Source organism: Microcoleus sp. B9-D4 (assembly GCF_036705105.1).
Classification (GTDB): Bacteria; Cyanobacteriota; Cyanobacteriia; order Cyanobacteriales; family Microcoleaceae; genus Microcoleus.
Genome location: NZ_JAUBTS010000007.1, coordinates 118703 through 144208 on the forward strand (window position 1 = coordinate 118703; position 25506 = coordinate 144208).

The window sequence follows — 25506 nt, forward strand, 5'->3', positions numbered from 1 at the left end:
TGGGGAAATGGGTTTAACATTTAGTTCCAATATTCAATAAATTAATTATGAAACTCCAAAACATTGTAGGAACCAATAAGAAAGTGGATGTAAAGGCGATCGCTGCCGATAAAGAGCTAACTCGCCAAATCCAAATTCGTCTCATCGACTTAGGTTTGCTAGACCCTCCAGCCAACGGCATCTTTAGTCCAGTCTCTACTGCGGCTCTCAATCGATTTCACAAGCTGATTCAGTGCACTGATGAACCAGGATTTATCGGAGCAAAAACAGCCGAGAAACTTATTGAAGCCAAGCCATCGGATCTCAAATTTCCACCTCCTGTCCTCAAGATAGTTAATGAGACAGTTCTCAAGGCTAGACCTATCTATGCGTTAAATTTATCAGATGCAGAGAAACAAAAAATTGAAACGGGGAAAGTATTGGAGCTTGTCTCTTATGAAATGGTTCGCGATCACATCCGAGTAGCTTTGCGAAAAGATTCCTTTAAAAATTCTCAAATCTGGTATGTCTATAGGTCGCACGTCCAAATTTTACAAGAAGGAAAGGTAATTTATCCAAAAACTAAGCCTAAGAGCTTTCAACTTGCTAATTTTCCTTACAAATACCAACTGGATAATTACTATAATCCGACTGGTGCTTGCAATGTCACATCAATGGCAATGTGCTTGCAGTTCCTCAACAAACCGCGCCGGGACACGATCGGTCAATTTGAGGACGAACTCTACGCATATGCACTCAACAAAGGTTACAGTCGCTGGAACCCCTACGACTTGGCAAAAATTGTCAGAGAGTATGGTGCTCAAGATACCTTTAAAGAGAATGCGACCTTTGAGGAAGTTAAAGATTGGTTAGTAGATGGAAACCCAACTGTCATACATGGCTATTTTACTTCTTTCGGTCATATTCTGCCCGTAGTTGGATATGACGAAACTGGCTTGATTGTTCACGATCCTTATGGAGAATGGTTTGCTAGCGGGTATAACAACAATGCCAATGGAGCTTATCTTCACTATTCCTATGATTTAATCCGTCGCGTTTGTATGGCAGATGGAAATTTCTGGGTTCATTTCATTTCCAAGTAAGAGAGTAAAGCGCTTGTTTGCTATTAAAATTCACCTCTCACTGGTTCATATTTCATCTTGATTTCATAATTAGCTGTCAATCTAGTTAATAAGAAGCTAACTCTTCAAATATGAATGTTGAAGTAGGTTGGCGTACTGTACTTAATTTCCTAGAGAGTCAAAACTATGAGAACACTCATTTACGGTGCTGTATTTGCTCTGTCAGCCGCAGTTTTAGTTCCTGCTGTCCATGCGAGCACCAGAACAGGCGCCGAGAATTTTCCTCACATTGATAGTTCAGTACAATTTCCGGAAACTAAGGCAAGAATCGTCAGGCATACTTTCCGGCTACACATTCCTCAAGGAACTAGGGCTATTTCTCAATTAAAAATTAGCGTTCCTGCGGGGTTAACTGTCAGGGATGATATCAGTATATCTGACGATTCAGGTCAAAAAATTGACACTAAGGTTTCTGTCAACAGCAATCAAGTTATACTAACCTTCTCCCAACCTCTTTCTCCCGAAAACACAATCAAAATTACCATGAATAAAGTAATAATTTCTGGAGTTTCTAACGCTTGGATGTACCAACTTACTGCTACATTAGTTGGCGACAATACAGACATTCTCCTCGGTATAGCACGGGTTCGCAGCTATCAATAAAAAAATCAGGTGTTACGGCCGATCTTTCATCCTGGTTTCATCCATACGTATCAAACTAAGAAATAAGCCAAACGTTAGTTTTCAAGGAGTGCAGTCGTGAAAAAATTAATTAGCATTAGTGCAGCATTTGCCCTAATTATTGCCTCTTCTATCTCCGCAGCAAAAGCAACAGGAATACCGGGAGATTCCCAATCACCTCACATTGTCGGAGGCCGTTCCTATCCTGACTACCCAACTTGGAGAGCCTTCCACGATTTTGACGTTCACGTTGAGGGAGAAGCCATTTCAGAACTATCAATTCAGTTGCCCTCACTGCGAATCAAGGGTATTGAAGTAAGCAGGCAATCCGGTGAAAAGATTGAGGCAACAACTTCTGTTAAAGGTGGAAAAGCAATGGTAGTTTTCTCCAAACCTGTAGTTGCCGGGACTGTGCTGACAATTTCTATGCTTGAGGTTGAGGCTTCCATCTACCCGCGTAATTATATATACCGCGTTTATGCCAAGAAAGTGGGTCAGAGTTCAGACAGTAAAGTTGGTACGGCCAATATTCAAACTCTCCCACGGTGGTAAATGCTTTTGGAGGTTAATTTCCTAAGCGACTGACATCTTACCTGGATTTATTTCAGGGCTTTTAGACCCATTAATGCCGAGTCCATTGAGTTAATTATTTGAGGAGCATCGCCATGAAAAAGTTAGTTTACGCCACTGCATTCACCTTCTTGTTGTCATATAATGCCCCCGCTACTGTTGCGGGAGGAGCGATGCGAAATGCTAATATTTCTCACCTGATTCACAGCGGAGCCCATCCCAATAGCGCTCGCTTTCAGGGTGCTACTCATCATTTTGAAGTTCACGTTCAGGGAAAACCTCTTTCGGCACTTACAATTGATTTACCGGATGATGTGAAAATGCGTAGCGGAATTGACGTAACAAATCAATCTGGTCAAAAAATCGAGTCTCAAGTTTCTGTTAATAACCGAAAAGCGACAGTGGTTTTCTCCCAACCTGTTTCTCCTGATACCACCATATCGATTGATATGCGGGGCATTCACACTCCTGGTTACAGTCGGAGTTGGATGTACGCTATCTCTGGTAAAATGGCGGGAATAAACGCAGAAGTACCACTCGGTACAGTTTTAATTCAAACCTACTAAAGGTAGCTGGCAGTTAGGGATTTTAAATTGCAATTAACTTGAATAAATTCGAGAAAATTGCAATTTAAAATTTGCTATTACTTAAAGGCTAAAAGCTGAAAAAGTCGGAAGAGTGCTATCTTTTGTTGCTCAATTTTTGAAACAATTTACTGCAATAAATGAGAGTTATGTCCTGACCAATTACCTATTAACACTTTAACACTTACCAATTACCTATTAGGAAAGATGAATCAAAATAAACTATTTAATCGGACTCGCTGGAAATTAGCCATTTCCTATGCAGCAGTAATGGGTTTGATTTTAAGCTTGTTGGGATTTGGTGTATATAGGGCGATCGCCCACGCTCACTGGGTAGCCCTAGACCGGGAATTAGAATCGGTAGCGGGAACGCTACATGACAGCCTAGAAATCAAATTGCAGCAGCCCGGACGCCTGGAACCAATAGTCAATGAACTTTTGCCCAACCTCCGCGTAATTGGAGTTAACGGCATTAAAGAACAGTTGCCAAGCCGCCATACTTTAAGCGCTATCAACCAAAGCTATTACTATATCCGTTTATTTGATAAGTCAGGAAATTTGATTGCTACAGCAGGCGCTTATCCCAAAGAATTGCTAGGGACTTTTAACTCACAACACTGGCAAACCATTACTGACAGCAAAGGCAATATTTATCACCAAATTTCTGTATCACTGCATACTCAAAATCAGAAAAATTGGGGATACTTTCAAGTGGGGCGGAGCTTGCAAGACTTCAACGATTATCTCAGTACAGTCAAATTAGTTTTAAAGTTGGGATTGCCTACTGCGTTAATCTTGGTAGGCTTTTCTAGTTGGTGGCTGGCAGGATTGGCAATGAAACCAATTTATGCTTCCTACCGACAAATTCAACAGTTTACAGCGGATGCCGCTCACGAACTACGAACGCCTTTAGCCGCCTCTCAAGCGACAGTAGAATCCGGGCTGTTGATGTCTGAATTGGATGAAAAAGAAGCGCGGGAAATTTTGCGAACTGTAGAGCGCCAAAACCGCAGATTGACTCAGTTAGTGGCTGATTTGTTGCTGTTGGCGCGGATGGATAATCAACCGATACCCGATCGCCCTCAATTGTGTTGTTTAAATGACTTGGTTAGCGATTTAGTCGAGGAATTGGCAGCAATGGCGATCGCCAGAGAGGTAGCGCTAACATCGGAATTGCCGGTGCATCAGCCATTGACTATTATTGGTGATTCTAACCAGCTTTATCGCTTAGTTTTTAATTTAATTGTCAATGCCATTCAATACACTTCACCTGGTGGCAAAGTAACGGTTATTTTAGAAAAAAATGACCATTTAGTTGTGATTCATGTTCAAGATACAGGGTGTGGGATTGCAGCAGAAGATCAAAAGCAAATTTTTGATCGTTTCTATCGAGTTAACAGTTCACGCGATCGCGTTACTGGCGGCTCGGGATTGGGATTGGCGATAGCGCAAGCTATAGCCTTAGCACATGGCGGTAGCCTGACTGTGCAAAGTAAATTGGGTACGGGTAGCATTTTCACACTGCGATTTCGAGAAAGAAATGCGGCGTTGATGAATGATGCCATGAATCATGGAGTAATCGGCACATCCTAGAACTTGGGCGTTGGGCGTTGCACATTTATGGTATGATGGACAAATATACTTAACTAACTAGGGCTTGCTCAATAAGTGGTTCAAGTAAACACTGTATGGGTTTTCGGACGAAGAAAGGTAGTAATGTGCAGGAAAAACAGGTGAAATAGATCAAAATCCCTGCATTACCATCTGCGAGCATATACATAAAAGCGGAACTTTATCTTCTCCCACCCTTGGAGTTTGAGCTAGCCAACGGATACAAAGAGGTTTTTCAAACTTGACCACACATGATTTTTTAGGGTCTATAGCTTGTGCAATTATCTTTGATAAGTCGCTCCTTCAATCCTAGGTTTTTAAGCATGGTTTTCTTCCCCTTCTTCTTTCCATTATTACTCCCTTTACTCGACCATAAAAACTGTTGGTAAGACGATAACGCGGAGCTGTAGTCAGAAAGTCTTTACGTAGAGCTTAATGCTCAAACTTTAGGGTTTCTAACGCTCGTTCGCGCCAATATAAAAATAAAGGCAAAGCACAAGATACACCAATGCCAAAAGTAGCGACAACGTAAACAAACAACCAGCGACGAGACAAACCTAATCGCTTTAGCTCAATAAATGAAAAACAGAAGAAGACATCTGCACAAATGAGCAAATCTATTGCTACGGCAGAAGCGACATGATTAGCGAACGCATTCTGGAAAAATAAATCGAGATCAAGACCATTCTGGAGAAAGAACTTCAGCAGAAAGCTCCAAGGCGCGATCGCACCAATAATCGTTAGCAGCAGATAAAGCGATTGGGTTGACAGAAATTTTTTGGATGTAGGTAGTTGCCGCTGTAGATAAGTTGCATTGGACATAGGTTCACTTTCCTTTTGTTATCAGCACTTCAACAGGGACTTGGTTTGGCGAAGCGTAAAAGTTCGTCATCAACCCTGTTGCTCTGATTGTCACCCTCCGAGATAATATAAACAATTACCTACGAGGTAATAAGGATAGTAAAATGGCGAGCGCTTCAACCTCAACGCAATCAACTCCAAACCGAGACGCATCCTTTGGGAATCTGCTCAAACACTGGCGCAATCAACGCGGTTTGAGTCAACTCGATTTGGCTTTAGCTGGCAATGTCTCTCAGCGGCATATCAGCTTCTTAGAATCAGGCAGAGCTAATCCCAGCCGGGATATGGTACTGCAACTGGCGGCTGTGCTACATGTTCCTCTGCGCGATCAAAACATCATGCTCACGGCGGCGGGCTTTGCGCCGATTTATTCCCAAAGCGATTTATCAGCGCCTGAAGTTGAACCGATCCGCAAAGCCATAGAGTTTATCTTGCGCCAGCAAGAACCCTATCCGGCATTAGTAATGGATCGTTATTGGAATTTAATCCAGAGCAATACAGCCGCGCAACAGCTTACCAATTGGTTAGTTCATCCAGAGAAGCTGCAACACCATTTCTGCATCAACGGCAGGATTAATCTGATGCGGCTGATGTTTCATCCTCAAGGGTTCAAGCCGTTTGTGGGGAATTGGGAAGAAATTGCTAGCCATCTGATGCAACGGGTGTATCGAGAAGCGTTCGTCGATGGACATAGCGACGAATCTATGGCTCTTTTTCAAGAACTACAAGCTTATCCAGATGCCCCCCGCTTGTGGCAGCAATCTCTACCCCGCACCTGGCAACTACCCTTGTTGACGGTACAGTTTGTCAAAGACGGACTGAGCCTTAACTTATTTTCGGCGATCGCCACGTTAGGTACTCCTCATGACATCACGTTGCAGGAACTGCGGATTGAAAGCCTGTTTCCGGCAGATGAGGTGGCGCAAACCAATCTTGCAAATTTTTACAGGGATACACCGGCACCCCACTAGAGATGGGTACTCCCCAGAAAGCCGGGGCCGGTGGGCTAATATGGGCACACATATCGTTAGCGCACTCAATGCCGAAGTATTCCCCTGAAACAGTCGAGGCCATCTTAGAAACCATCCGCACAACGGGCAGCGCGTGAGCCGGTCGCCTAATGAGTGTCTGGTTGCTCGCGCGTCGCTTCGATATTAGGAAAAAGCCCTATCCTGATAAATCTTTGTTGATATTAAACACAGAACAAAATTACAAACATCAACAAAATGGTTACTAACAAGACACACATCGCCGTCTCTCTAGACCTGGGAACCAGCATTCCCAGCAGTGTACGTGCAGCAGATGCAAGCAACCTCGTTCTGAAAATTAGGCACGAAAACGAATTAGAAAAGGTACGGGCTCAAAATCAACAGTTGGTGGAATTTCGATCACAAGTTGAGGCCACGCAGGCTGCGAGCGAAAAGCTGAAGGTTCAACAGGTTCAACAGTTGGTGGAATTTCGATCACAAGTTGAGACCACGCAGGCTGCGAGCGAAAAGCTGAAGTTTAATGACAGGCGTTTTGGTAGCTACAAAACCTGGCAGTCATTCCGCATCCTGTCCTAGTTAGGTCGATCGCCAACTCTCTAGCGTCTGTCTCATCTCCTGACCTAGCAGTAGCACTTCTAAGTCCTAGATGGGTAAATTTGATTTCCTTGACCTAATTGCAACGATCACAGACGCTCTCGCCATTAAGACACCGTATTAGGGTCTGCTCTTAACCTGCCTTCATACCAACAGTTTAGCCGATTGCAAAGCGCGAGTCCGACAACAGCAATTTATGCAACTGCCAAGGCTGACATAACGGCTGCTACGCTGCCAATTTTTTCGCACTTCTGAAATTTGATTTTTAATTCAACTTACCATACCGTAACTTGACTATTAAGTCAATTCACTTGTTGTTAAAAACGCTAAAAAATAGCTAATTGTTGTGGAGCGCTAAAGTCAGGGATTTGCAGTATAAAGTCAGGCGTTTGCAGTATAAAGTCAGGCAAGTGCAGGTATTTGCAGGGGGTGCACTTTACCTGCAAATGCCTGTAAATATCCTGCAAATGCCTGACTTTTTCGGTCAAATTACTGCTTTTTTGTGCTCTTCGTGACTTTGCTTGTTGAGGCTGCTTTTGGCTGTTCTCAATCGGTAGCAAGCAATGGTTTTGCGATCGCAAACCATGATTAATGCGTGCAGAAAAAAAATAATACACCCTGATGAATGGGGCATCCTAGGTGTCAAGCGACTTGATTTTTACCCGATATCCAACTGTGCTGATTGCACGAACATTGCTCCTGCTGTTGTGGAGACCCTTGTGACAGCATCGGCGTCAATTGCCCCAACTGTCCCGATCGCACGCTTAGCGGAGCGAACCTCACTCGCTCTCTTGTAAACTAAATTTTATGCCTGATAGGAAGCTAGGAAAAAAAGTGAGGAACAGTCGTAGCAATAGCAATGTTGGGAGATATATTTATACCGATACCGGTAAAGGAAAGTTCCGGCTAAGTTTTCTGAAACTTATAGTGCGATCGCTCCTACCTACAACGGCTTCAAGCGGCCGGGGCGAGCGCTGTATTGGCTACATGGCGATTGCCCTTCAACGAACGCCTCGCAGTAAATTAAAGTCGCCACACCTTAATTATTCGCTATTCGCGAATATAGAATAAAGGAAACAATGCGCTCGCTCATCCGCTATGCTAAAACCCCAAGATATCCTTGCAATACTCAAAGTCCACAGTTGGGATTCAACGAACTGGACGTACAGTTCTCTCGCTCAAAGCTTGGGCATGAGCGCATCAGAAGTTCATGCTGCCCTTGAGCGTTCTGAAGCTGCGGGTCTGTATTATGGCTCCGAGCGGAAAATTTTGAAGCAAGCGGTGTTGGAATTCTTGGTTCACGGGTTGCGCTATGTATTCTACGCCCAGCCAGGCCCCCTCTCGCGGGGATTGCCAACTGCACATTCTGCTGAGCCGTTGAAAAGCAAGCTGGTTGCCTCACCGTCTGAGGTTTACGTCTGGCCTGACCCTCAAGGTGTCGTGAGAGGGCAGGCAATCGCGCCTCTGTACCGCTCAGTCCCCCAAGCTGCCAGTAACGATCCAGAACTCTACGCCTTGCTCAGCTTGATTGACGCTATTCGAGTTGGTCGGGTGCGGGAGCAACGTTTAGCCGCTAGCGAACTTGAAAAGAGGATCGTCGCTCTATGAATCAGCAGATATTCATGCTGGAAACAGTCGCCCGGATACTCTCTCAAGTACGCACTACCATCGTCTTCACAGGAGGAGCAACGATATCCCTGTATCTGGACGAAGTGGCTGCTCCTGACATTCGACCTACCGATGATGTTGATTGTGTTGTCGAAATCATGTCCAGAGCTGAATATTACAACTTCTCGAACTTGTTGCGAACCCTTGGGCTTCAAGAGACTACAGAATCAGGTGCACCCCTATGTCGCTGGCAGTATGAGGGCATTTCAATTGATGTCATGCCGTGCGACTCCTCTGTATTAGGGTTTTCCAATCGCTGGTACAGGCCGGGCATTGCTAACTCTATTCGCTACCAACTTCCAAGTGGTAGGCAAATCCTAATTTTTTCAACGCCTTATCTCCTCGCTTCCAAAATAGAAGCTTTCATGGGTAGAGGCGGGGGTAACTTTTATTTTAGTTCTGATATTGAAGACATTGTGGCACTGCTTGACGGGCGTTTTAGTTTGTTCGAGGAAGTGCAACAAGCTGACTATGAAGTGAAAGCATTTTTATCAGGATGGTTTCGAGCCGAGCTTGCAAATCTGTGCGAAATCGCGCCTGCTTTCCTCTCACCCGTTGCTAAAAATTCAGGTCGCACTCGCTTGCTCTTGCAAAGAATTGAAAGGCTGGCGATGGTAGTTTAGTAGTTAACTGCTAGCAATAGACAGCAGCGGACACTCGATCGAGGTAAGCCTTACACTCGCGAACAGCCTCAACGGAACGCAAAAACCAGATAGTCCAGCCTCAGCTTTATTGCTGGCATAGTGGGTACTACACTACAAAATCACTTCATAAATTTTAGCTACCTGCCAATTTTCTCACACTTGCTCAACTTGATTTTTTATTCAATTCCGATGCCACAACTTGACTATTAAGTCAATCCACTTGTTGTTAAAAACGCTAAAAAATTAGCTAATTGTTGCGTCAGCTAAAGTCAGGGATTTGCAGTATAAAGTCAGGGATTTGCAGTATAAAGTCAGGCAAGTGCAGGTATTTGCAGGGGGTGCACTTTACCTGCAAATCCCTGTAAATATCCTGCAAATGCCTGACTTTTTCGGTCAAATTACTGCTTTTTTGTGCAGAGACTGCCTTTGCTGGTTGAGGCTGCTTTTGGCTGTTCTTGATTAGTAGCAAGCAATGGTTTTGTGATCACAAACCGCACTTTTACGTGCAGGAAGAGAAATAATGCACCCTCCTTTTACGGAAGCCTAACCGTAAGGTCGGGTTTAATACTTTCTTTAGCTTTAATGACAACTGTAACTATTTGTACTACGATTTAAGCTGAATATTCTATAGCTCTAAGAAATTAGAGGGAGAAAATGCTTCAAAAGCAATTCAACAAGCTCATCACTTATTCAAGTGCGATCGCACCTAAATCCACTATTCTATACAAATAAAGAAAATTATACTCAGTCTCTACCTTAATAAACTGTCTAAACAGCCCTCTCCAATTGGGGGGGATAAAATCACCTGAATAGCGCTTGTCGATTACAGTTGTTAACTTGTATCTTGGTAAGAGGTTTTTACTGATTAAAAACTATGAAGACTTTACCGTCCGTCAAACCTAGAGAGCTGCTATCCAACCATATTCACATTCGCCTAACTGACTCTGACTACAATCAAATCAAAGCAAGAGCAGAGCAAGTAAATTTAAGCATGAGCGACTTCATGCGCCGTGCAGCTTTGAGGAGAACCATGCCACGCCCTCTAGCTGCATTTGACTTGAAAGCCTATCAAGTTTTGTGCAAGATTGATACCCAATTGAGGATTGCAGGAAACAACCTCAATCAAATTACTAAAGCTTGCAATAGTGCTGTGGCATTGGGAGAACCAGTTGTTGTCAATAAAGGACTCTTAGAAAGCGTACAGCAACTCATTCGAGAGAACCAAGCTACAATTAAAGCAATAGTTGCAAACCTTACCAATTCTACAGTCCGCTAATTTTTAACAAGCCTGAGAAATTGATGTAATAAACCTACTGCGAAACGGTTATGATTGGCAAACAAATTAAAGGTACAGGCTTTCGGGGCTGTCTGAACTACGTGCTGGGCAAAAAAGACGCCGCTCTAATTGGCGGTACTATGTGCGGACAAACTCCTGAAGAACTGGCTGCTGAATTTGCGATCGCCCGACAACTAAGACCTAACCTGAAAGTAGCAGTTTTTCACGCCACTTTATCTGTCGATAGCACCGAAAAACTAGAAGATTCTGAAGAAAATGACCAACGCTGGCTGGCGATTGCAGCCAACTACATGAAAGCGATGGAATTTGACAACAACCAATACGCAGTTGTCAAGCACAGCGATACACAACACGACCACATTCACATCGTCGCCAGTCGCATTTGTCTAGATGGAGGTGTCGTTGACGATAGCTGGGATTATTACAAAAGCCAAGAAACTATTCGCCAACTCGAACGGAACTACAGCCTGGAAACTGTTACACCCAGTTGGGAAACAGACAAACGAGCTCAGACTACAGGAGAACACAGGCAATTAAAAAGCAAGGGAAACCAGAGCGTCAGGGTGCAATTACAAGACCTAATTGATGAAGTTACCCAAGACAACCCAAGTATGCCAGAATTCGTTGAGCGGTTGCAGCAACAAGGCGTAGAGGTGCAAGTCGGATTGACTCGAACTGGAATCGGCTTGAGTAAAGGCATTTCTTACAATTTAGATGGGGTCGCTTTAAGTGGCACTCAGTTGGGTAAAGCCTACACTTTTTCTGGATTGCAGAAGCATCGAGGCGTTAGCTATGACAAAGGGCGAGATAACGCCCTAATTGAGGCTTTAATGCAGCCACAACACTTAGCTATCGCCCTCAGTGAGGCAGAGGAAACTGAGCTAGAGTCGTCACAATCCGAGTTAGTAGCAACCGCACCTGCAACTCCTGCAAGAGAAAATAAATTAGAGTTGTCACAATTCGAGTTAGTAGCAGGCGCACCTGGAACTCCTGCAACAGCAAATGAGTTAGAGTCGTCACAATCCGAGTTAGTAGCAACCGCGCCTGCAATTCCTGCAACAGCAAATGAGTTAGAGTCGTCACAATCTGAGCTAGAAACAACTACACCTGCAATTCCTGCAACAGCAAATGAGCTAGAGTTACAACTGTCAATCCTGCCTGAAAGGAATGAAACTCAGTGGCAAAAAGTGCGATCGCATCTAGCAGTCGAGTACAGTTTACCTTTAGAATTGCTCGATTTATTGCACTCTCATTCTTGGCTGTATGCCGGCTCAGAAAAGGCTGTCTTTACAGGACGGACGCTTGAGGGGGAACCCAGGCTCGCTTTTGTCCTCGATGAAAGAGGCAACTTTACTACAACCCATCCCCTGTCATCTGAAGCTGCTTTCTGGGTAGCCACTACCGGAGAAATTGAGCGAGCTGTAATTGCCTGTAACCCAATCGAAGCCCTTTCACTTTTGCTTATTGAACAGGATAACTCTACAACAGCACCACCCACAATTTACCTAGGAATTGAACGAGCTTCACAACTACCTATACAATTCTTACAAGAACTCGATAGCGTTATTATAGCGATTGCCGAAAATTCTCAGCTCGCTCGAAATGCGATCTCGTTGCTACCGGATGCAGAACTTGTCAATCCACCGTCAAGTTGGAATGATATCTGGATACAATTAATTGAACAAGAACAGCCAACTCATAAACAAAATCACCAACAGCATAAACCGCACACCCAAAACCTCGAACTGGATTAGTTATTGCCACTTAAAAATTTGATTTTTATTAAATAAAAGCGCTAGCTAACAAATTTCCTGGTTGCGACATAAATTACTGGGTAGTTCTGGCATCTCAGGGTTTTGATAACGGTGGGTAAACCGTTTTATCCCCCCAATTATTCTTACCAGGCAGGAATACCAATTACTGATATTGCTACCACTAATTTTGACAGCTTTTTTAACGTATTTATCAACTATTTTGGCGTAACTATTAAGTAAATTGAGGCCGTGCTTGCTCAAATAATTTGTGAGTCAACATGGGTAAAAATAAATTATTTATACATTTTATCGTACTCACTAACATTTACGAAAAAACAAATTTATGAGCGCTGTCGCGCCCAAAAATAAAGCATCGGAAAAAAAAATGGAACTATCGCAAACCTACACCTATTACTTCAATAATTTAACCTGCGTCCACCAAACAGAAAACGAACTGTACATCATGGGCAAGGAAACAACACTTGTACTGAATTTTCAACAAACAAGCTATCAAACGCTCGACAAAATAATCCACGCTCTGCGACTTGTGAGAGACAAAAAAGTCCAAGATCGAAAGTCAATTATTGAACAAGAACTGCTGGCATTAAACTTCCAATTCCCTCTCGAAAGCAACAACGATAGCAACAACGACAGCAACAACGACAGCAGCAATGGTAGCAGCAACGGCAGCCACAAAAACTGCGAGCTAAAAATCGACTGGTAATTCAATTATGCCGGAGAGACAAGTTTGTTTCTCCGGCAGCCAATAGCCAACATTAAAACCACATTCAAAAATGGCAAACACAATAGCAGGATATGTATATCTCCTGCACTTTGAGCAGCCGATATGTCCGACTCGTCCGTCTCAACACTATGTCGGCTGGACTAAAGATTTGGACGAAAGGCTTTATCAGCATAAAAAAGGCAGAGGGGCTAAGTTTTGCGGCGCAGCCCGAGAACGCGGAATAAAATTTGTTCTGGCAGAATGCTGGGTTGCAGACAAAAGTTTTGAGAGAACAATCAAGAGGCAAAAGAACCACAAACGCTTCTGCCCTATTTGCACAAATTTGGTAAACTAAGATAATGCAATGTTTGCAACACTGATGCTTGACCGGAACTGTTTTGTCCTACAAATGCGTGTAGGCGTGAACTATCGTTCTGTATCTTTGACCTACTTAATTCTCTCTCAAATCCTGGCTAGCTGGTTTACAGATTACTGCTACCATACCTCACACTTAGTAGTAACCGCCATATTAGTTTAAGCTGATTAAAAATTAGGAGCAGAAAATCCGATGCTCCCCAAGAATAGCCGCAAAAAGTTACCATTATTGGCAGCGTTCTTAATCTCGCAATTTATCCCTTGGTTCTTGAGTGCGATCGCGCTATTTCTCAGTTTATGGGTCATCGTACCAGCACCCACGCTGTTTCTGTACCCTTTGGCGGTGGGAGCACCAGAAATTAGTCCTTGGTTAGTCGGTATCAATGCGATCGCCCTTCTGCTGAACCGGCCCAGACGACATCAACGCAAAGTCTACATTATTTTACCGATTTGTAACCTGTTCGCCCTAATTCTGAGCCTGCTTCCCCTGATGCAATTCCCAGAAGCCAATGCAGCAATAGCTACCGAAATGCAAGCAGTTCTAGGAACAAACTATTTAGCAACCGTTCCTCAAGCTCTACGCGCGCAGCTACACCCTCAACCGTTTATCCTAGCAGATGCGTTCCGGGGAATTCCGATTAGAGAGGTTAGGATCGATCGGGCTATTGGATTTGCCAACCCTGACGGAGTTTCACTGCAACTAAACCTTTATCGGCCGGTGGAAATTGGCAAATATCCGGCGATTATCACACTCTACGGGGGAGCTTGGCAGAGAGGCAATCCCGATTCCAATGAGGAATTCAGCCGCTACATGGCCGCCCAAGGCTATTGTGTGGTTGCAATTGCTTACCGCCACGCTCCCAAGTATCGATTTCCTGCTCAGCTTGAGGATGTACAAGCCGCTCTTTCCTATATCAAAACTCATGCTGGTGATTGGTCCATCGATCTCGATCGAATTGCTTTGATGGGAAGGTCTGCAGGTGCCCATTTAGCAATGCTAACTGCTTATGATTCTAGTGTGCTTCCAGTTAGAGCAGTGGTGAACTATTACGGGCCAAACGACCTTATTGGGGGATACAATGACCCATCTTTTCCTGATGCGATCGACGTTCGAGCCGTCTTGCGTGCCTTTCTGGGAGGAACCCCAAACGAACTCAATGAGCTTTACCACCGGGCTTCCCCCATTAATTATATTAAACCCAATCTTCCCCCTTGCCTACTGGTTTATGCAGGTCGCGATCATATCGTTCAGGCTAAGTTTGGGCGATCGCTCTAGGAACGATTGCGAGCCACGGGCGATTCCCTACGGGATAGCTTCGCCGCGCGTACTATTTTGCTCGAAATTCCTTGGGCTGAACACGCCTTTGATGCAGTTTTTAATGGCCCTAGCAATCAACTTGCTTTGTATTATACAGAACCTTTTTTGGCTTTGGCTTTGAAATATTCCGATTACCAGCCAATTAAATAAAAATTGAAATTTTACTCATTTATGCTTAAATAAAGGCGCCTCAAACTGTCTTAATTATTGCCATAAATCTCTTCTGTTTAAAATCTTATAAATTCCAAAAACTACGCCAGAAAGGTTTTGTGGCGCTGCTGAATCAAAGTATTATTTTGCCTATACGTAATTAGGGCTGACTGAATAAAAACAGAAGGCAGACCAGATAAGGGTTTCAATCTTTTTGGGCTCGAACAAGTACAAGTTATAAGATAAGCGAGGTTCAAAACCCTTGGACTTTCACAGGGAAGTCTCTGGGTAAATTTGGGAATTAGGCAACGAACCTACTATTTTTCAAGCTGTCTAGTCTCAATACTTCGGACAGTTTTTGAATGAGAGCCTGAAAGTGCCATTCTACCGTTTGTATCCGAGCTTGACGAAAGCCTGAAACCCTCATTATACCGTTAGCGATAGAAAACTGTCCGAAGTGTTGTAGTCTCGTTTATCCACTCTGTACACTTTTTTAGCAAGCCCTAATTATAAGAGTGCTTACCCGTCACGTCAGCGGTGGGCAACTACGGGGTGATTGCCCCTACAAATTTAATACCCAAATTCAGCCACGCCAACCAAAATTTTCCTCCTTGTTGATAGATGGATTAGCCCTCGGGAAATGAGCCGCGTTCGCGGCTAACTCTCAGCCAATTCAAATCCCTTCAAAAATATGGATTTAACTCTCACCTTACAACATTTGTCTGGGATTGCTGTTCCAGAAGCTCAAAAATTAGCAAAACTAGGTCTTCGCACCATTGCAGACCTACTCTACTATTTTCCTAGAGAACATCTCGCCTTCAAACGCACTCGGATTGCTGAGACAAAAACAGGAGATTGCGTAACAATTGCAGGCAAAATTATCAACCACAGTATCTTCGACTGCCGTACTAAACCAGAACTTACATTACAAAAATGGATTGTCTGCGACCAAACCGGCAGAATAGTTTGCACTCAATTTTACAACCACAGCTATTACCAATCGCAACTATGGCGTTCCCACCAAGCCGAACTTTACAAACAAGGTGCTATTGTATTAGTGACAGGAAAAGTCAAACAAGATAGCTATGGTAAAACCATCAGCAACCCAACAGTTAAAGTTGTTAGCTTTGAAGATGCTAAAGCCAGCACGACCTCTATTGTACCAGTTTACCGCTTAACTAAAGGCATAACTAACGAGCTAGTCCGGCATTGTATTCGTACAGCACTTGACTGTGTTGGTTTTATTGAAGACCCGCTGCCACAACGACTTCGCAAACGTTTTGGGTTAATAGCTCTCCAAAAAGCTATCGCACATATTCACTGTCCCCCAGACAGCAATACCCTCGAATCTGCCCGCCACCGCTTAGTGTTCGATGAATTTTTCTACTTGCAATTAAGGCTATTGCAGCACCGATATACCTTGCAACAACAGCCAGGATACTCCCTAAACTCAACAGGAAAACAGCTCAGAAAACTTTACAAGAATTTACCTTTTACCCTAACCAAAGCACAGCAAAGAGTCATTGCCGAAATTCTGTCAGACATGAGCAAACCAACTCCGATGAATCGCTTAGTACAAGGAGATGTCGGTGCCGGCAAAACAGTAGTAGCAGCAGTCGCCATCCTTGCAGCAATTCAATCCGGTTATCAAACAGCACTAATGGCACCGACTGAAGTGTTAGCCTCCCAACACTACCGCAAACTCAGTGAATGGTTTGAGCCGCTGGGATTGTCTGTAACGCTGTTAACAGGCTCCACAACAGCTAAGATTCGTCAAGAAATTGCCAAAGGATTAAACTTGGGGCTTCTTCCCTTGCTAATCGGTACTCACGCACTGATTCAAAATACTGTAAGCTTTAAGAAACTGGGTTTTGTGGCGATCGACGAACAGCATCGATTTGGAGTTCAACAGCGGCTCAAGTTGCAGCAAAAAGGCATTAGCCCTCACATTCTGACAATGACCGCCACACCCATCCCTAGAACTTTAGCCCTGACACTGCACGGCGATTTAGACATCAGCCTGCTGGACGAACTGCCACCGGGGAGAGAGCCAATTCAAACTCAGCTATTTACGAGTAGAACTCGCCACAAAGCTCACGAAATAATTCGACAACAAATCCAACTGGGCTATCAAGCCTACATCATTCTGCCACTTGTCGAAGAATCTGAACGGCTTGACCTCAAAGCCGCCATTGAGGAGCATCGGTACTTGAGGGAAAATATTTTCCGCAATGTCAATATCGGGCTGCTACACGGTCGCATGAATTCCGCCGAGAAAGAAACAGAAATCGCCAACTTTATTGCCCATAAAACTCAAATTCTCGTCTCTACGACGGTTGTTGAAGTCGGAGTTGATGTCCCCAATGCCACAGTCATGTTAATCGAACACGCGGAACGATTTGGCTTGTCACAATTGCACCAACTCAGAGGCAGGGTAGGACGGAGCACGGCACAATCTTACTGCTTGTTGGTAAGCGATTCCAAATCAAATAATTCTAGAGAGCGGCTCAAGATAATGGAAACTTCGCAAGACGGCTTCTTTCTAGCAGAAATGGATTTGAGATTGCGAGGGCCAGGTCAGGTATTAGGAACCCAGCAGGCGGGACTGCCAGAATTTGCCAAGGCTGATTTAATCAACGACCAGGCCATACTAGAGCAAGCTAGGAAAGCAGCACAGTTGGTAGTCGCAAAAGACCCCACTCTGGAAAGGTGGCCCGAACTTTCACAAGAATTGTTCGGGCGACAGCAGGTTAACAAACTCGATGCAGAAGCAGCACTTAACTAATAACCTGTTGTGCATCTAGATTAGACTTGAATTGCCTAAATCTTTGATTAATAGGTTAACCGCAGATTCAAGACAGCTCAACGCAAATAAACGCAGATAATTTCCTGATTGAAGAGCGAATAAATGCAATGCAACTCTATTGTCTATGGTGCAATACGCTTGGGTTAACGCTCTCTAACGAATTCTATCTCTGTTACGATTTTATGGCAATATATGCATCTTTTAAAAGTCAGATTGTTCTTAACCCAAGCATATTGGTCTATGGTGTTCGAGGGAGAGAGGATTTGACAATTTTTGAAGGTCATTGAGCTCTACAATTTAAATGCAGTACAACTTACTAATTGCATAAATAGTTGCAACTGAGTGTTGAGTTTTATGATTCTACTCAACACGCAGTTGCTTGTGCATAAGTTCTGTAGCTACTGCTTTTGCCAGCGAGCATCTACCCCTCGCCCCCGACATTGCAAACGCCCAGCATCTCTCTCCCGGCGCAATAAACGGCGAATTAAATCAATGCCCACTGTCGGACACCTTTCCTGCAACCCTCTAATTGAACTGCGGGTATCCCTTTTTTCCTGGTTTCTTGGCGAAAGCAATTAGCCCAAAAACGTTGGATAGCAAAAATGGCACGTTCGGCAGAAGCCTGACGTGCCATCGAATTAAGCTTACCTGCCCATTCAAACTCTTTTGCCATAATGGCGCATTGTTTGTACAGGTCAACTAACTTAACCCCTTGATTCTCTGTCCAATACCTAAGAGTTTTATTTCGGACAAATTGAGCCGTCCTAATCATCTCGTCAATGACTCGGTATTGCTTCCCTTTGGCTTTCAACTTAAACTCTAATGTTATCATTCAAATATCTTACCGTATTACGAAACACTATGTTTACAAAATGCGTATGTTTAATCATTCTTTACACTTTATAGAAACTAAAGCCGTCCTAGAAGGACGGGGCTTTAAACCCAATTTTTCTGATAAAATAAACCCTGTACTAAAAGGAATGTGGGTATAATTGGTGTGAATTGTAGTTAGCACGTCCCGATAACCCGCAATTTCTTGTTCTGAACTATCGCGCGGCGTTGTTTTTTCAGTTACTAATTTCTTAATCCGTTCTAGCGGCACAGTAATTCCTTCAATGCGGTTAGAAGATTCGGTACTCTGAATAACCGCAGCTTGGCGCAAAGTGCCTAAAACTTGTGGCGCTTGTTGCTTAAATAACTCCTGCTTTCCCTTGTACTCTCCAACTAAGCGAATCGTTTGCAAAAGTCTTTGGTTGAGTTGTTGACTTTCAATGAACCCCTCTTCAAATGACAGCATATCTATTTTATCTCCTTTGTATTAATTATAAACATTTATCGCAGTCAATAACTCGGATATTGCGTGTGCTTAATCAAAACTTTGAAAGCCGATCGCAAGCAGAACCGACACCAAATCCAGGTAAATAAGTAAGGCGATAGTTGCTTTTAGCCATAGCCCTTGCCTCTCTTGTTGTCCAAGGTTTGACGCTCAGCAAATCGGGTTGAGTTTCCAGTTGCTTTAAATAAGAGCGATCGCCCGTTACAAAGGCGATCGCAATCGCCAGGAATTTACAGCAGCTCAAAGGAGCCTGAACCACCTGCTTTTCAGTAAACCTAACCACAATCCAATTCCACTCTAAGAATAATTGATTGCGGCGCATATCCCTGTCAGCATCGCAACAGTGAGTGGGCTTCTTAGATTTGCCAGCATAAGGTTCATCAATCTCGACATCAATTCCGAGTCCAGATGGAGTGTGAATTACAGTAAAATCTGCTGAATAGCTCCTCTGAGATAACGGAATTTTAAACTCTGCTGCTTGGACAACTTCCTCGAAATATTGCTGTAAGTATTGCAAAAAGCGTTGTTCACTCACTCCTTGCCGAGCTTGAGATGTGCCATTAGGACTAACCCGAAGTGACATCAAATCCTTGAGCGCTCGATTTCTGTGATGTAAGTCAATTTTTACACTTTTAAAAACTGTCTGCAACCCTTCTTTTCCTAGCTTAAAACTAGAAAATTCCTGCTGTTGGTTGGATAATATCTCTTGTTGGTATAATATCTCTTGTTGGGATAATCTTTTTTGTTGGGATAATATCTCTTGTTGGGATAACATCTCTTGTTGTTTGTACTCAAGAACTTGCTGCTTATACCTGGATACCAGCTTTTGGCGACAACCAAACACATAACTATAAGCAGCCGCAATTAAACATGAATAAGCAGCTACTACCAACAGCATTTCCCACCACAGCCAACCCCAAGAAATAGCTAATAGCGGAAGTGCGATCGCACCATAGAGCCAAAACACCCAAATTAACCACAGCAACTTGACAGGTAACACCACAGGTGGTTGAGGCGGAGTCAGCAAAACAACAGGTTGCTCGAATTGTTGAGTTTCTTGAAGTTGGGATGAGGTGGCACAACTAGAAGTTGCCTCTGGCAAAGGATATTGATGGCAGAATTGCATTACCACTTTTGGGTAAAAAACTATAGGATAATTCATAACTTTAAATACTCCTTTTTTTAAGAGCGCGGTCGCGCTATTTTTAAGAAAGTTTTTTGAATTGTATGCAAAAAATCACCCAGTCAAACTCACAAAATTTAACTCATTCTCAACCAGTTAGCAAAATTCAAAAGGACAAACAAATCTCTCTTAAATCCGACCCGGAAACAATGGCTGCGCTTACTCAACTCGAAGAACGCCGCGATTATTATCACACCTGCATCAACGGAGGATACTAAGCATGAATTTAGCCACAGCGACGCTTGCTCAAAGTTCAATAACTGCGGCTCAAGTTTGGCATCAACTAGAATCTGCAGAAAGCTCAGAAGAAATCGACCAACTGCTGCAATCCCTTTGGCAAACCCAAGAAACCCAGGAACTCGCTGTTGATGCCCATGCCGACTTAGCCGACCAAATTGATGCCGAAATTGCAGGAATTACAGCGCGAATGCAGTATTTGATAGAACTGCATTCAAGAGCTCTCAACAAACTCCAGGGGTGGAGAGAGCGCTTAGACAAAACCGTTCTCTACTTCAACGAGTGCGGCGTGTTAACTTCCGAAGTTATTGGCAAACACCGCCGCATTACTGTCAAGGAAAATCCGCCTACCTGTGAAGTTTTGATTGACCCATTTCAACTGCCAGAACCCTATCGCCGAGTCGAAACCAAAACCGTAATTTCTGCCGACAAAAAGGCGATTGCAGACGCTTGGAAAAAAGGAATGCCTGTAGATGGCACTAGGGTTTTCCGCAAGCGCAAAGTGGTTTACAGCTTGCTTCCCGGTAACAATTTGCACTCTCTTCAAGCCAACCAGACGCTTGAGAGTCGTTCTTCGGATAAAACGCCGTCCAAAAAACGGCGTTAGCCATCTTTTCAGGTGTCAGGAAGGCCTTGATTTGACACCTGAATTATTAGACATATCCGAATTAGACACCTCCGAATTATACCATTTATGAAAAGTCATGCAACAGTAGCAACAGTAGCAACAGTAGGTTGATTTCGTGAAATAAACCCAACGATGCAGATTGTAGCAAGACTTTTTACAAATGGTATTACAATGTGACACGTTTGTTTTGTAAGAGCGAAGACTTAATTTCGGTCGGTATCTCTTACAAATCAATCCAGTATTGAGGGTTCTCCACTTGTTCTTCGGTGACGTTGAACAACTTTGACACTCTATCTTTAATAACCCCGTCAGCATCAAAACTCAAACCTCCAAACTGCTGACTGTTTTCACCTTCTCCAAAAGCAACGCGAGCAAGTGCATCGCTATCGCTATCAGAGAAATAATCCCGTTGGCTTTCCATAGCCGTAGTTGTGCGAACTACTTTCACTTTTTTTCTCCACATTGGGATTGTCATTCTGATTGTAACACGCTACTTCTTTCTTCTAAACCCCTCCAATTGGAGGGGGTAAATATCACTCAGTAGCAGGAATTTGTGAAGGAACAACCTTGTCAAAATCTGGACTATTACTGTGCGTAAGTCCTAAAAATGTAAAAACTAGGATTCAGGAGCTAATCAATGAGCAGAAGAAAACTTACCCCCGAATATCGCTCCACAGAATGGGTAGCTGGGGAAGGACTAAAAATCCCAGTCTTTGATATGTCCTTGACTGACGGTAGAGCAAAGGGGCGATACCAAGCTGAATCAGAAGTGCTGCGTAACTCCCTGCTTGAACTGCTTTTTGAACCTGAAGAATTAGCATCCCTAAGCATCGTTAAACCAGACCCAAATGATAGCAGCTTCGACCCTCTGAAAAACATCGATTTCGGAGATGGTATTACCAGAAGAGTTGCTTTCAGCTCAGGCAAAAATGTGTACTTTGCAGACATTGAACTCTCAACCAAACTGTTGAGCGTATTCAAAACTCAACCCGACCACGCCTGTCGCTACGGCTCACTGCTAGTTAGCAGTTGCAACCAAGGAGCCAAATTGTTAGATAGCTCCCTTGACGGCGAAACCTTGCGAGTCAAAATTGTTGATTCTCAAAGCGATAACCAGAGTGAAAAAGCGAAAGCTCATAAGTGGAAAACCGGAGACTGTCACGGTAAAATTTCACCGGCACTAGCCCAACAATTAGGAGGGAATTACAACCGACCTTTTCAATTCAGATTTGCCTGGATGCAGGAATGGGGACAAGAAGACTGCCACACTCCAGAAATTAGCTTTCTTGCCAAAGGAACGCTGTTGCCTGATGCTAATTTAACCTCCGACTTGGGTTATGATATCATCATGGATCGCTCCTCTATCAAAGGAGTTGCCGCATTGCAATTAGCTGAACTTATCCCCTGTGGCGACTACGAATTTCCCAAAGCTATACTGGGAAATCGAGGCAACGCCAAAGTAACTGAATACGAAAATTCCTGGCAGTTTTCGATTTGGTATTCCGAAGCAGCTATTGGGGCTGACATCGCGACACCGACCAAAATTGAAGCCCAAAAGCTAGCTGACTTGCAAAATAACCGGCTGCAACTTGCCAAATACTTAGTGGAGCAGCACGACAAAAAAGCTGCTTTTCAATCTAGCCTTCACGAAGACAGCAGCGGATTAGAAGACGAAACAGATGAAAAAGCCCAACGCAACGAATCCCGGCTAATTTCAATTTTGAGGAACGACAAACTCGGTCAACTCCTCGACTTTCCCAAAGTCGTCGATTTCATGCAAGAACAACTGGCTAAAAAGTGGAAAGACTTAGCAATTAAAGGAGCAATTCATCATGGTTCAGCAATGGCTCAACCTTGTGAAAGCCTCAAGCCCGGTACAATTGTTGCCCCCCACTTGCGACACGGCACAGAAGTCATCGTTACCCGATACCCAATTGTCAGTAAAGATAACATCCGCCGCTACACAGTAGACAACAAAAGCCATCGCGCATTAACGCAATACAAAGGGTGCGTTTTCATTCGCTCTGACCAAGCCATGCAGCATCATCAATGTGATTTTGACGGCGATCAATTAGTGATTACGCCTGCTTCCCGAATGCCGAATATCGCATCTGAAACCAGGCACGCTAATCAAGAGAATGAGTACGATGCAGTTGAGAAGCGAGAGAAAGTTGACTACAATAAAGCTACCGATAGTAATGGCGATCGCAAGTATACCAAATTGCGGCAAATTGCCGTAGCGATCGCCCAAAATAAAATCGGCTGGGTTGCTACCTTAATCGGGAGAGTGCAATCGTCAGCAGCAGAACCGGGACAGCCAGAAAGTTTATTCAATCAACAGAAGCGGCAGCTTCTTGGAAAGCTATTTGATGCCCTGCAAATTGAAGTGGACAGTCCCAAAAGTGCTACTCGTACCGAAGACCACCACCCCACCCTGCTGTCCAAGGCTAAGCAGTGGTCAGAACAGCACCCAAGCTACCTATTTGACTACAAAGACGACCCCAGGCTTTACAAAACGGTGCCATTACCTATAGGAGACGGCACCGCTATCAATTGCATTGCTAGGGAGGCTGTTAACCCTGAGTGGGAACCGACTCGTCTAAAAAGCCGTCACCGCGACGAATTTCGCTACTTGTTTGAGTCTCCTTCTGACTTAGATGAGCGAGAAAAATGGGAGAAACATTATGTCAGGTGGGCGCAAGATATTAAGGAACGCTATCGAGAAAGGATGGGCGAAATTCACTTGGAGTGCGGCGGCGATTCTAAGGCAATTAAAGAAGCCGTCAGCAAGTTATACGAGAGCTTAAGAGCCGATGTAACTGAAGCTTGGACTGACCCTGAAGAACGGTTTTTAGCTGCTAGTGCTATGTGGCACGTCGAAACCGCAAATCCCAACTTAGAAGTCCCTCGCAAAGCTTGTAAGGAACTTTCTCGCCAACTGCTGATTGAATTCAACCTTGAACCTGAGTACGAGCGACTCCACGAAGCAATGCCAAAAGACACTTACGTTCTGAGCGTCCCTTTCGAGGAATTTGAACGGGACGGCAGCAATAAGACTGTCAGGGATAAGAAGCGACAGCCAGTTGGCAAAGACTTAGCTGGACATTGGAAAGAATTGTTAGACAGCAAAGGCATTAAATATGAAGCAACTTTGCATCCGAGCCTGCCAATGGTCAATTTTGCCTTAATTGAACCCAGCGATAAACTGGTGGGAATTCTTGAGAAGAAGTTTGGCGGGAATGCCAATGACATCGACAGTTTAGACTTAACCTACCGTGATGGTCTGGGCAGAACCAAAGATGTCAGTTCCCGCATTGTAGCTCCTGCTGATTATACTTGGCTTGAGTCCCAAAACCAAACACCTAAAGCAGCACTGGTTCTCAACCTATTTACGGATGAAATTTGCCAGCAATTGCAAACCTTTCAGTTTGACAGAGCTGAACTGATTGGGCAGAAGTACAATGACTTGAAAGATGTTGACTTTAGCAGTCCCAAATGGAGGCAGAAAACATTGACTTTTGAGGTGGGTTCTGTTAGCGGTAGCGGTTCGAGGCGCGACGGCAGCGCTATTGTCCTCCTTGACGGACAAGAATTAGCTATGTTCTCTGCTAATTCACCTAAATTGCCGATCGGCACTACCTTTGAGGCCACTATTGAACCCTCGCCTAAAGGCAGCGCTCTGATCTTAAACATCAACCCTAGCTCTGTGCAACTAATTGAATCAGTTGAGGAACTTTCAGAAGTCCCGCCAACCTTTTGTCAAGACCGATCGCTATCCGTATCGCCAACTCCTTGTCAAGAGCGATCGCTTGTATCGCCAACCCCTACCCAAAACAAACCACCGTCTCAATCCCAAGACATTGCTGCCAGCCCCGCCTACCTCTCACAATTGCTGAAAGATGCGATTTGTGAAGCATATAACCAAACTGGAGAAACTACAATTCCTGTGGGAAACTGGACAGCTTTTATTAGCAAATCTCGCAACAATGTTAGGTGTTTAGTCAGAGATGAAACTGATAATCCGGTCTTAGCTGCTGACTTGAAAACAGGTCAATTTATTAAGAAGCTTTCGGAAAATAGCAGCGCTCACTTTCTCAAATATCTCTTAAAAGTCGATGCTGAATTAGCAGCCACATCCTCAACAATTAGAGTTGCCGACGCACAACTTTAACGTAATTTCGGAAGTCATATTATGTCCGGTAACTAGACCGTAATTGCAATTCTATTACTTTGCTGTGGCGAATTTACAAATACAGGCTCATGCAAATCATAGAAAAAGCGCAAACCTTTTCAATGCGTGTTGCCTAAATGTGTCTTGCTTGTCGGAGGTCAAAGTCGAATGAGGCAAGAAAAGACACATTCGACTTTGACCCCCCTTGAGGACATTCGTACAACACAGATTGAAGCCTGCGGTGTTATGGGTATTTTGACGGAT

Annotated in this window: 25 protein-coding genes; 20 read left to right on the forward strand and 5 right to left on the reverse strand. The window is 43.9% G+C overall.

Features of this window, described 5'->3' with window-relative positions; translation table 11 throughout:
- Positions 1-47 precede the first annotated feature (47 nt).
- The 5 genes from QUB24_RS06585 (at position 48) to rppB (ending at position 4489) form a co-directional block, all read left to right on the forward strand.
- Positions 48-1082: a C39 family peptidase gene (locus QUB24_RS06585; protein WP_333142754.1), complete on the forward strand. Its 1035-nt coding sequence runs from the start codon at positions 48-50 to the stop codon at positions 1080-1082.
- Between the two features lie 165 nt (positions 1083-1247).
- Positions 1248-1724, forward strand: coding sequence for a DUF2808 domain-containing protein (locus QUB24_RS06590; RefSeq protein ID WP_333142753.1), 477 nt, complete (start codon positions 1248-1250; stop codon positions 1722-1724).
- A 96-nt stretch (positions 1725-1820) separates the two neighbouring features.
- Positions 1821-2294 (forward strand): hypothetical protein, encoded by a 474-nt coding sequence (locus QUB24_RS06595; RefSeq protein ID WP_333142752.1) that lies wholly within the window; start codon positions 1821-1823, stop codon positions 2292-2294.
- 113 nt (positions 2295-2407) lie between these two features.
- Entirely contained in the window at positions 2408-2878 is a 471-nt protein-coding gene (locus tag QUB24_RS06600; protein WP_333142751.1) for a DUF2808 domain-containing protein, read from the forward strand.
- A gap of 225 nt (positions 2879-3103) precedes the next feature.
- Entirely contained in the window at positions 3104-4489 is a 1386-nt protein-coding gene (gene rppB / locus QUB24_RS06605) for a two-component system sensor histidine kinase RppB (RefSeq protein ID WP_333142750.1), read from the forward strand.
- Positions 4490-4939: 450 nt separating this feature from the next.
- On the opposite strand, the gene QUB24_RS06610 is transcribed toward rppB, so the two are convergent.
- Positions 4940-5329, reverse strand: a complete 390-nt coding sequence (locus QUB24_RS06610; RefSeq protein WP_333142749.1) for a DUF2834 domain-containing protein — start codon at positions 5327-5329, stop codon at positions 4940-4942.
- Between the two features lie 143 nt (positions 5330-5472).
- On the opposite strand from QUB24_RS06610, the gene QUB24_RS06615 reads away from it, so the two are divergent.
- The 12 genes from QUB24_RS06615 to recG all read left to right on the forward strand — a co-directional run bounded on the left by QUB24_RS06615 (position 5473) and on the right by recG (position 17666).
- On the forward strand, positions 5473-6339 hold the full coding sequence (locus QUB24_RS06615) for a helix-turn-helix transcriptional regulator (RefSeq protein WP_333142747.1): 867 nt from the start codon (positions 5473-5475) through the stop codon (positions 6337-6339).
- 255 nt (positions 6340-6594) lie between these two features.
- Positions 6595-6933: a hypothetical protein gene (locus tag QUB24_RS06620; protein WP_333142746.1), complete on the forward strand. Its 339-nt coding sequence runs from the start codon at positions 6595-6597 to the stop codon at positions 6931-6933.
- A 362-nt stretch (positions 6934-7295) separates the two neighbouring features.
- Positions 7296-7466 (forward strand): hypothetical protein, encoded by a 171-nt coding sequence (locus QUB24_RS06625; protein ID WP_333151767.1) that lies wholly within the window; start codon positions 7296-7298, stop codon positions 7464-7466.
- Between the two features lie 583 nt (positions 7467-8049).
- Positions 8050-8559 (forward strand): hypothetical protein, encoded by a 510-nt coding sequence (locus QUB24_RS06630; RefSeq protein WP_333151769.1) that lies wholly within the window; start codon positions 8050-8052, stop codon positions 8557-8559.
- Positions 8556-9242 carry a hypothetical protein gene (locus QUB24_RS06635; RefSeq protein ID WP_333147759.1) on the forward strand — a complete coding sequence of 229 codons (687 nt, stop codon included), beginning with the start codon at positions 8556-8558 and terminating at the stop codon, positions 9240-9242. Before QUB24_RS06630 ends, QUB24_RS06635 begins: the two co-directional genes overlap by 4 nt.
- 895 nt (positions 9243-10137) lie before the next feature.
- Positions 10138-10539: a plasmid mobilization protein gene (locus tag QUB24_RS06640; protein WP_333147757.1), complete on the forward strand. Its 402-nt coding sequence runs from the start codon at positions 10138-10140 to the stop codon at positions 10537-10539.
- A gap of 50 nt (positions 10540-10589) precedes the next feature.
- Complete coding sequence (locus QUB24_RS06645; protein WP_333147754.1) at positions 10590-12314, forward strand: relaxase/mobilization nuclease domain-containing protein; 1725 nt, start codon at positions 10590-10592, stop codon at positions 12312-12314.
- A gap of 385 nt (positions 12315-12699) precedes the next feature.
- Positions 12700-13038 carry a hypothetical protein gene (locus QUB24_RS06650; protein ID WP_333147752.1) on the forward strand — a complete coding sequence of 113 codons (339 nt, stop codon included), beginning with the start codon at positions 12700-12702 and terminating at the stop codon, positions 13036-13038.
- 70 nt (positions 13039-13108) lie between these two features.
- Positions 13109-13393, forward strand: a complete 285-nt coding sequence (locus tag QUB24_RS06655; protein WP_333147750.1) for a GIY-YIG nuclease family protein — start codon at positions 13109-13111, stop codon at positions 13391-13393.
- A gap of 213 nt (positions 13394-13606) precedes the next feature.
- Positions 13607-14689, forward strand: coding sequence for an alpha/beta hydrolase (locus QUB24_RS06660; RefSeq protein WP_333147748.1), 1083 nt, complete (start codon positions 13607-13609; stop codon positions 14687-14689).
- 6 nt (positions 14690-14695) lie between these two features.
- Complete coding sequence (locus QUB24_RS06665; protein ID WP_333147746.1) at positions 14696-14881, forward strand: hypothetical protein; 186 nt, start codon at positions 14696-14698, stop codon at positions 14879-14881.
- A 691-nt stretch (positions 14882-15572) separates the two neighbouring features.
- The gene (gene recG / locus QUB24_RS06670; RefSeq protein ID WP_333147743.1) at positions 15573-17666 is read left to right on the forward strand and encodes an ATP-dependent DNA helicase RecG; all 2094 of its coding nucleotides are present in this window, start codon (positions 15573-15575) and stop codon (positions 17664-17666) included.
- Positions 17667-18171: 505 nt separating this feature from the next.
- Here the strand turns inward: recG and QUB24_RS06675 are convergent.
- From QUB24_RS06675 to QUB24_RS06685, 3 genes are all read right to left on the reverse strand, one after another.
- Positions 18172-18519: a transposase gene (locus QUB24_RS06675; RefSeq protein ID WP_333147741.1), complete on the reverse strand. Its 348-nt coding sequence runs from the start codon at positions 18517-18519 to the stop codon at positions 18172-18174.
- 54 nt (positions 18520-18573) lie between these two features.
- Positions 18574-18984 (reverse strand): hypothetical protein, encoded by a 411-nt coding sequence (locus QUB24_RS06680; RefSeq protein ID WP_333147739.1) that lies wholly within the window; start codon positions 18982-18984, stop codon positions 18574-18576.
- A gap of 73 nt (positions 18985-19057) precedes the next feature.
- The gene (locus QUB24_RS06685) at positions 19058-20185 is read right to left on the reverse strand and encodes a hypothetical protein (protein ID WP_333148364.1); all 1128 of its coding nucleotides are present in this window, start codon (positions 20183-20185) and stop codon (positions 19058-19060) included.
- 65 nt (positions 20186-20250) lie between these two features.
- On the opposite strand from QUB24_RS06685, the gene QUB24_RS06690 reads away from it, so the two are divergent.
- Both QUB24_RS06690 and QUB24_RS06695 read left to right on the forward strand, forming a co-directional pair.
- Positions 20251-20424 carry a hypothetical protein gene (locus QUB24_RS06690; protein ID WP_015179625.1) on the forward strand — a complete coding sequence of 58 codons (174 nt, stop codon included), beginning with the start codon at positions 20251-20253 and terminating at the stop codon, positions 20422-20424.
- Between the two features lie 2 nt (positions 20425-20426).
- Positions 20427-21050 (forward strand): siphovirus Gp157 family protein, encoded by a 624-nt coding sequence (locus tag QUB24_RS06695; protein ID WP_333151772.1) that lies wholly within the window; start codon positions 20427-20429, stop codon positions 21048-21050.
- Between the two features lie 244 nt (positions 21051-21294).
- Here the strand turns inward: QUB24_RS06695 and QUB24_RS06700 are convergent, their stop codons facing one another.
- Positions 21295-21534, reverse strand: a complete 240-nt coding sequence (locus tag QUB24_RS06700; protein ID WP_333151774.1) for a hypothetical protein — start codon at positions 21532-21534, stop codon at positions 21295-21297.
- A gap of 174 nt (positions 21535-21708) precedes the next feature.
- On the opposite strand from QUB24_RS06700, the gene QUB24_RS06705 reads away from it, so the two are divergent.
- The gene (locus tag QUB24_RS06705; protein ID WP_333151776.1) at positions 21709-25242 is read left to right on the forward strand and encodes a hypothetical protein; all 3534 of its coding nucleotides are present in this window, start codon (positions 21709-21711) and stop codon (positions 25240-25242) included.
- Positions 25243-25506: the final 264 nt, after the last annotated feature.

Coding starts and splice junctions, on each gene's coding strand:
- QUB24_RS06620 (WP_333142746.1), top strand. CDS start 6,595: ATGGTTACTAACAAGACACACATCGCCGTCTCTCTAGACCTGGGAACC.
- QUB24_RS06585 (WP_333142754.1), top strand. CDS start 48: ATGAAACTCCAAAACATTGTAGGAACCAATAAGAAAGTGGATGTAAAG.
- QUB24_RS06655 (WP_333147750.1), top strand. CDS start 13,109: ATGGCAAACACAATAGCAGGATATGTATATCTCCTGCACTTTGAGCAG.
- QUB24_RS06600 (WP_333142751.1), top strand. CDS start 2,408: ATGAAAAAGTTAGTTTACGCCACTGCATTCACCTTCTTGTTGTCATAT.
- QUB24_RS06590 (WP_333142753.1), top strand. CDS start 1,248: ATGAGAACACTCATTTACGGTGCTGTATTTGCTCTGTCAGCCGCAGTT.
- QUB24_RS06660 (WP_333147748.1), top strand. CDS start 13,607: ATGCTCCCCAAGAATAGCCGCAAAAAGTTACCATTATTGGCAGCGTTC.
- QUB24_RS06635 (WP_333147759.1), top strand. CDS start 8,556: ATGAATCAGCAGATATTCATGCTGGAAACAGTCGCCCGGATACTCTCT.
- QUB24_RS06630 (WP_333151769.1), top strand. CDS start 8,050: ATGCTAAAACCCCAAGATATCCTTGCAATACTCAAAGTCCACAGTTGG.
- QUB24_RS06650 (WP_333147752.1), top strand. CDS start 12,700: ATGGAACTATCGCAAACCTACACCTATTACTTCAATAATTTAACCTGC.
- QUB24_RS06705 (WP_333151776.1), top strand. CDS start 21,709: ATGAGCAGAAGAAAACTTACCCCCGAATATCGCTCCACAGAATGGGTA.
- QUB24_RS06690 (WP_015179625.1), top strand. CDS start 20,251: ATGCAAAAAATCACCCAGTCAAACTCACAAAATTTAACTCATTCTCAA.
- QUB24_RS06680 (WP_333147739.1), bottom strand. CDS start 18,984: ATGCTGTCATTTGAAGAGGGGTTCATTGAAAGTCAACAACTCAACCAA.
- recG (WP_333147743.1), top strand. CDS start 15,573: ATGGATTTAACTCTCACCTTACAACATTTGTCTGGGATTGCTGTTCCA.
- QUB24_RS06685 (WP_333148364.1), bottom strand. CDS start 20,185: ATGAATTATCCTATAGTTTTTTACCCAAAAGTGGTAATGCAATTCTGC.
- QUB24_RS06615 (WP_333142747.1), top strand. CDS start 5,473: ATGGCGAGCGCTTCAACCTCAACGCAATCAACTCCAAACCGAGACGCA.
- QUB24_RS06700 (WP_333151774.1), bottom strand. CDS start 21,534: ATGTGGAGAAAAAAAGTGAAAGTAGTTCGCACAACTACGGCTATGGAA.
- QUB24_RS06695 (WP_333151772.1), top strand. CDS start 20,427: ATGAATTTAGCCACAGCGACGCTTGCTCAAAGTTCAATAACTGCGGCT.
- QUB24_RS06675 (WP_333147741.1), bottom strand. CDS start 18,519: ATGATAACATTAGAGTTTAAGTTGAAAGCCAAAGGGAAGCAATACCGA.
- QUB24_RS06645 (WP_333147754.1), top strand. CDS start 10,590: ATGATTGGCAAACAAATTAAAGGTACAGGCTTTCGGGGCTGTCTGAAC.
- QUB24_RS06640 (WP_333147757.1), top strand. CDS start 10,138: ATGAAGACTTTACCGTCCGTCAAACCTAGAGAGCTGCTATCCAACCAT.
- rppB (WP_333142750.1), top strand. CDS start 3,104: ATGAATCAAAATAAACTATTTAATCGGACTCGCTGGAAATTAGCCATT.
- QUB24_RS06610 (WP_333142749.1), bottom strand. CDS start 5,329: ATGTCCAATGCAACTTATCTACAGCGGCAACTACCTACATCCAAAAAA.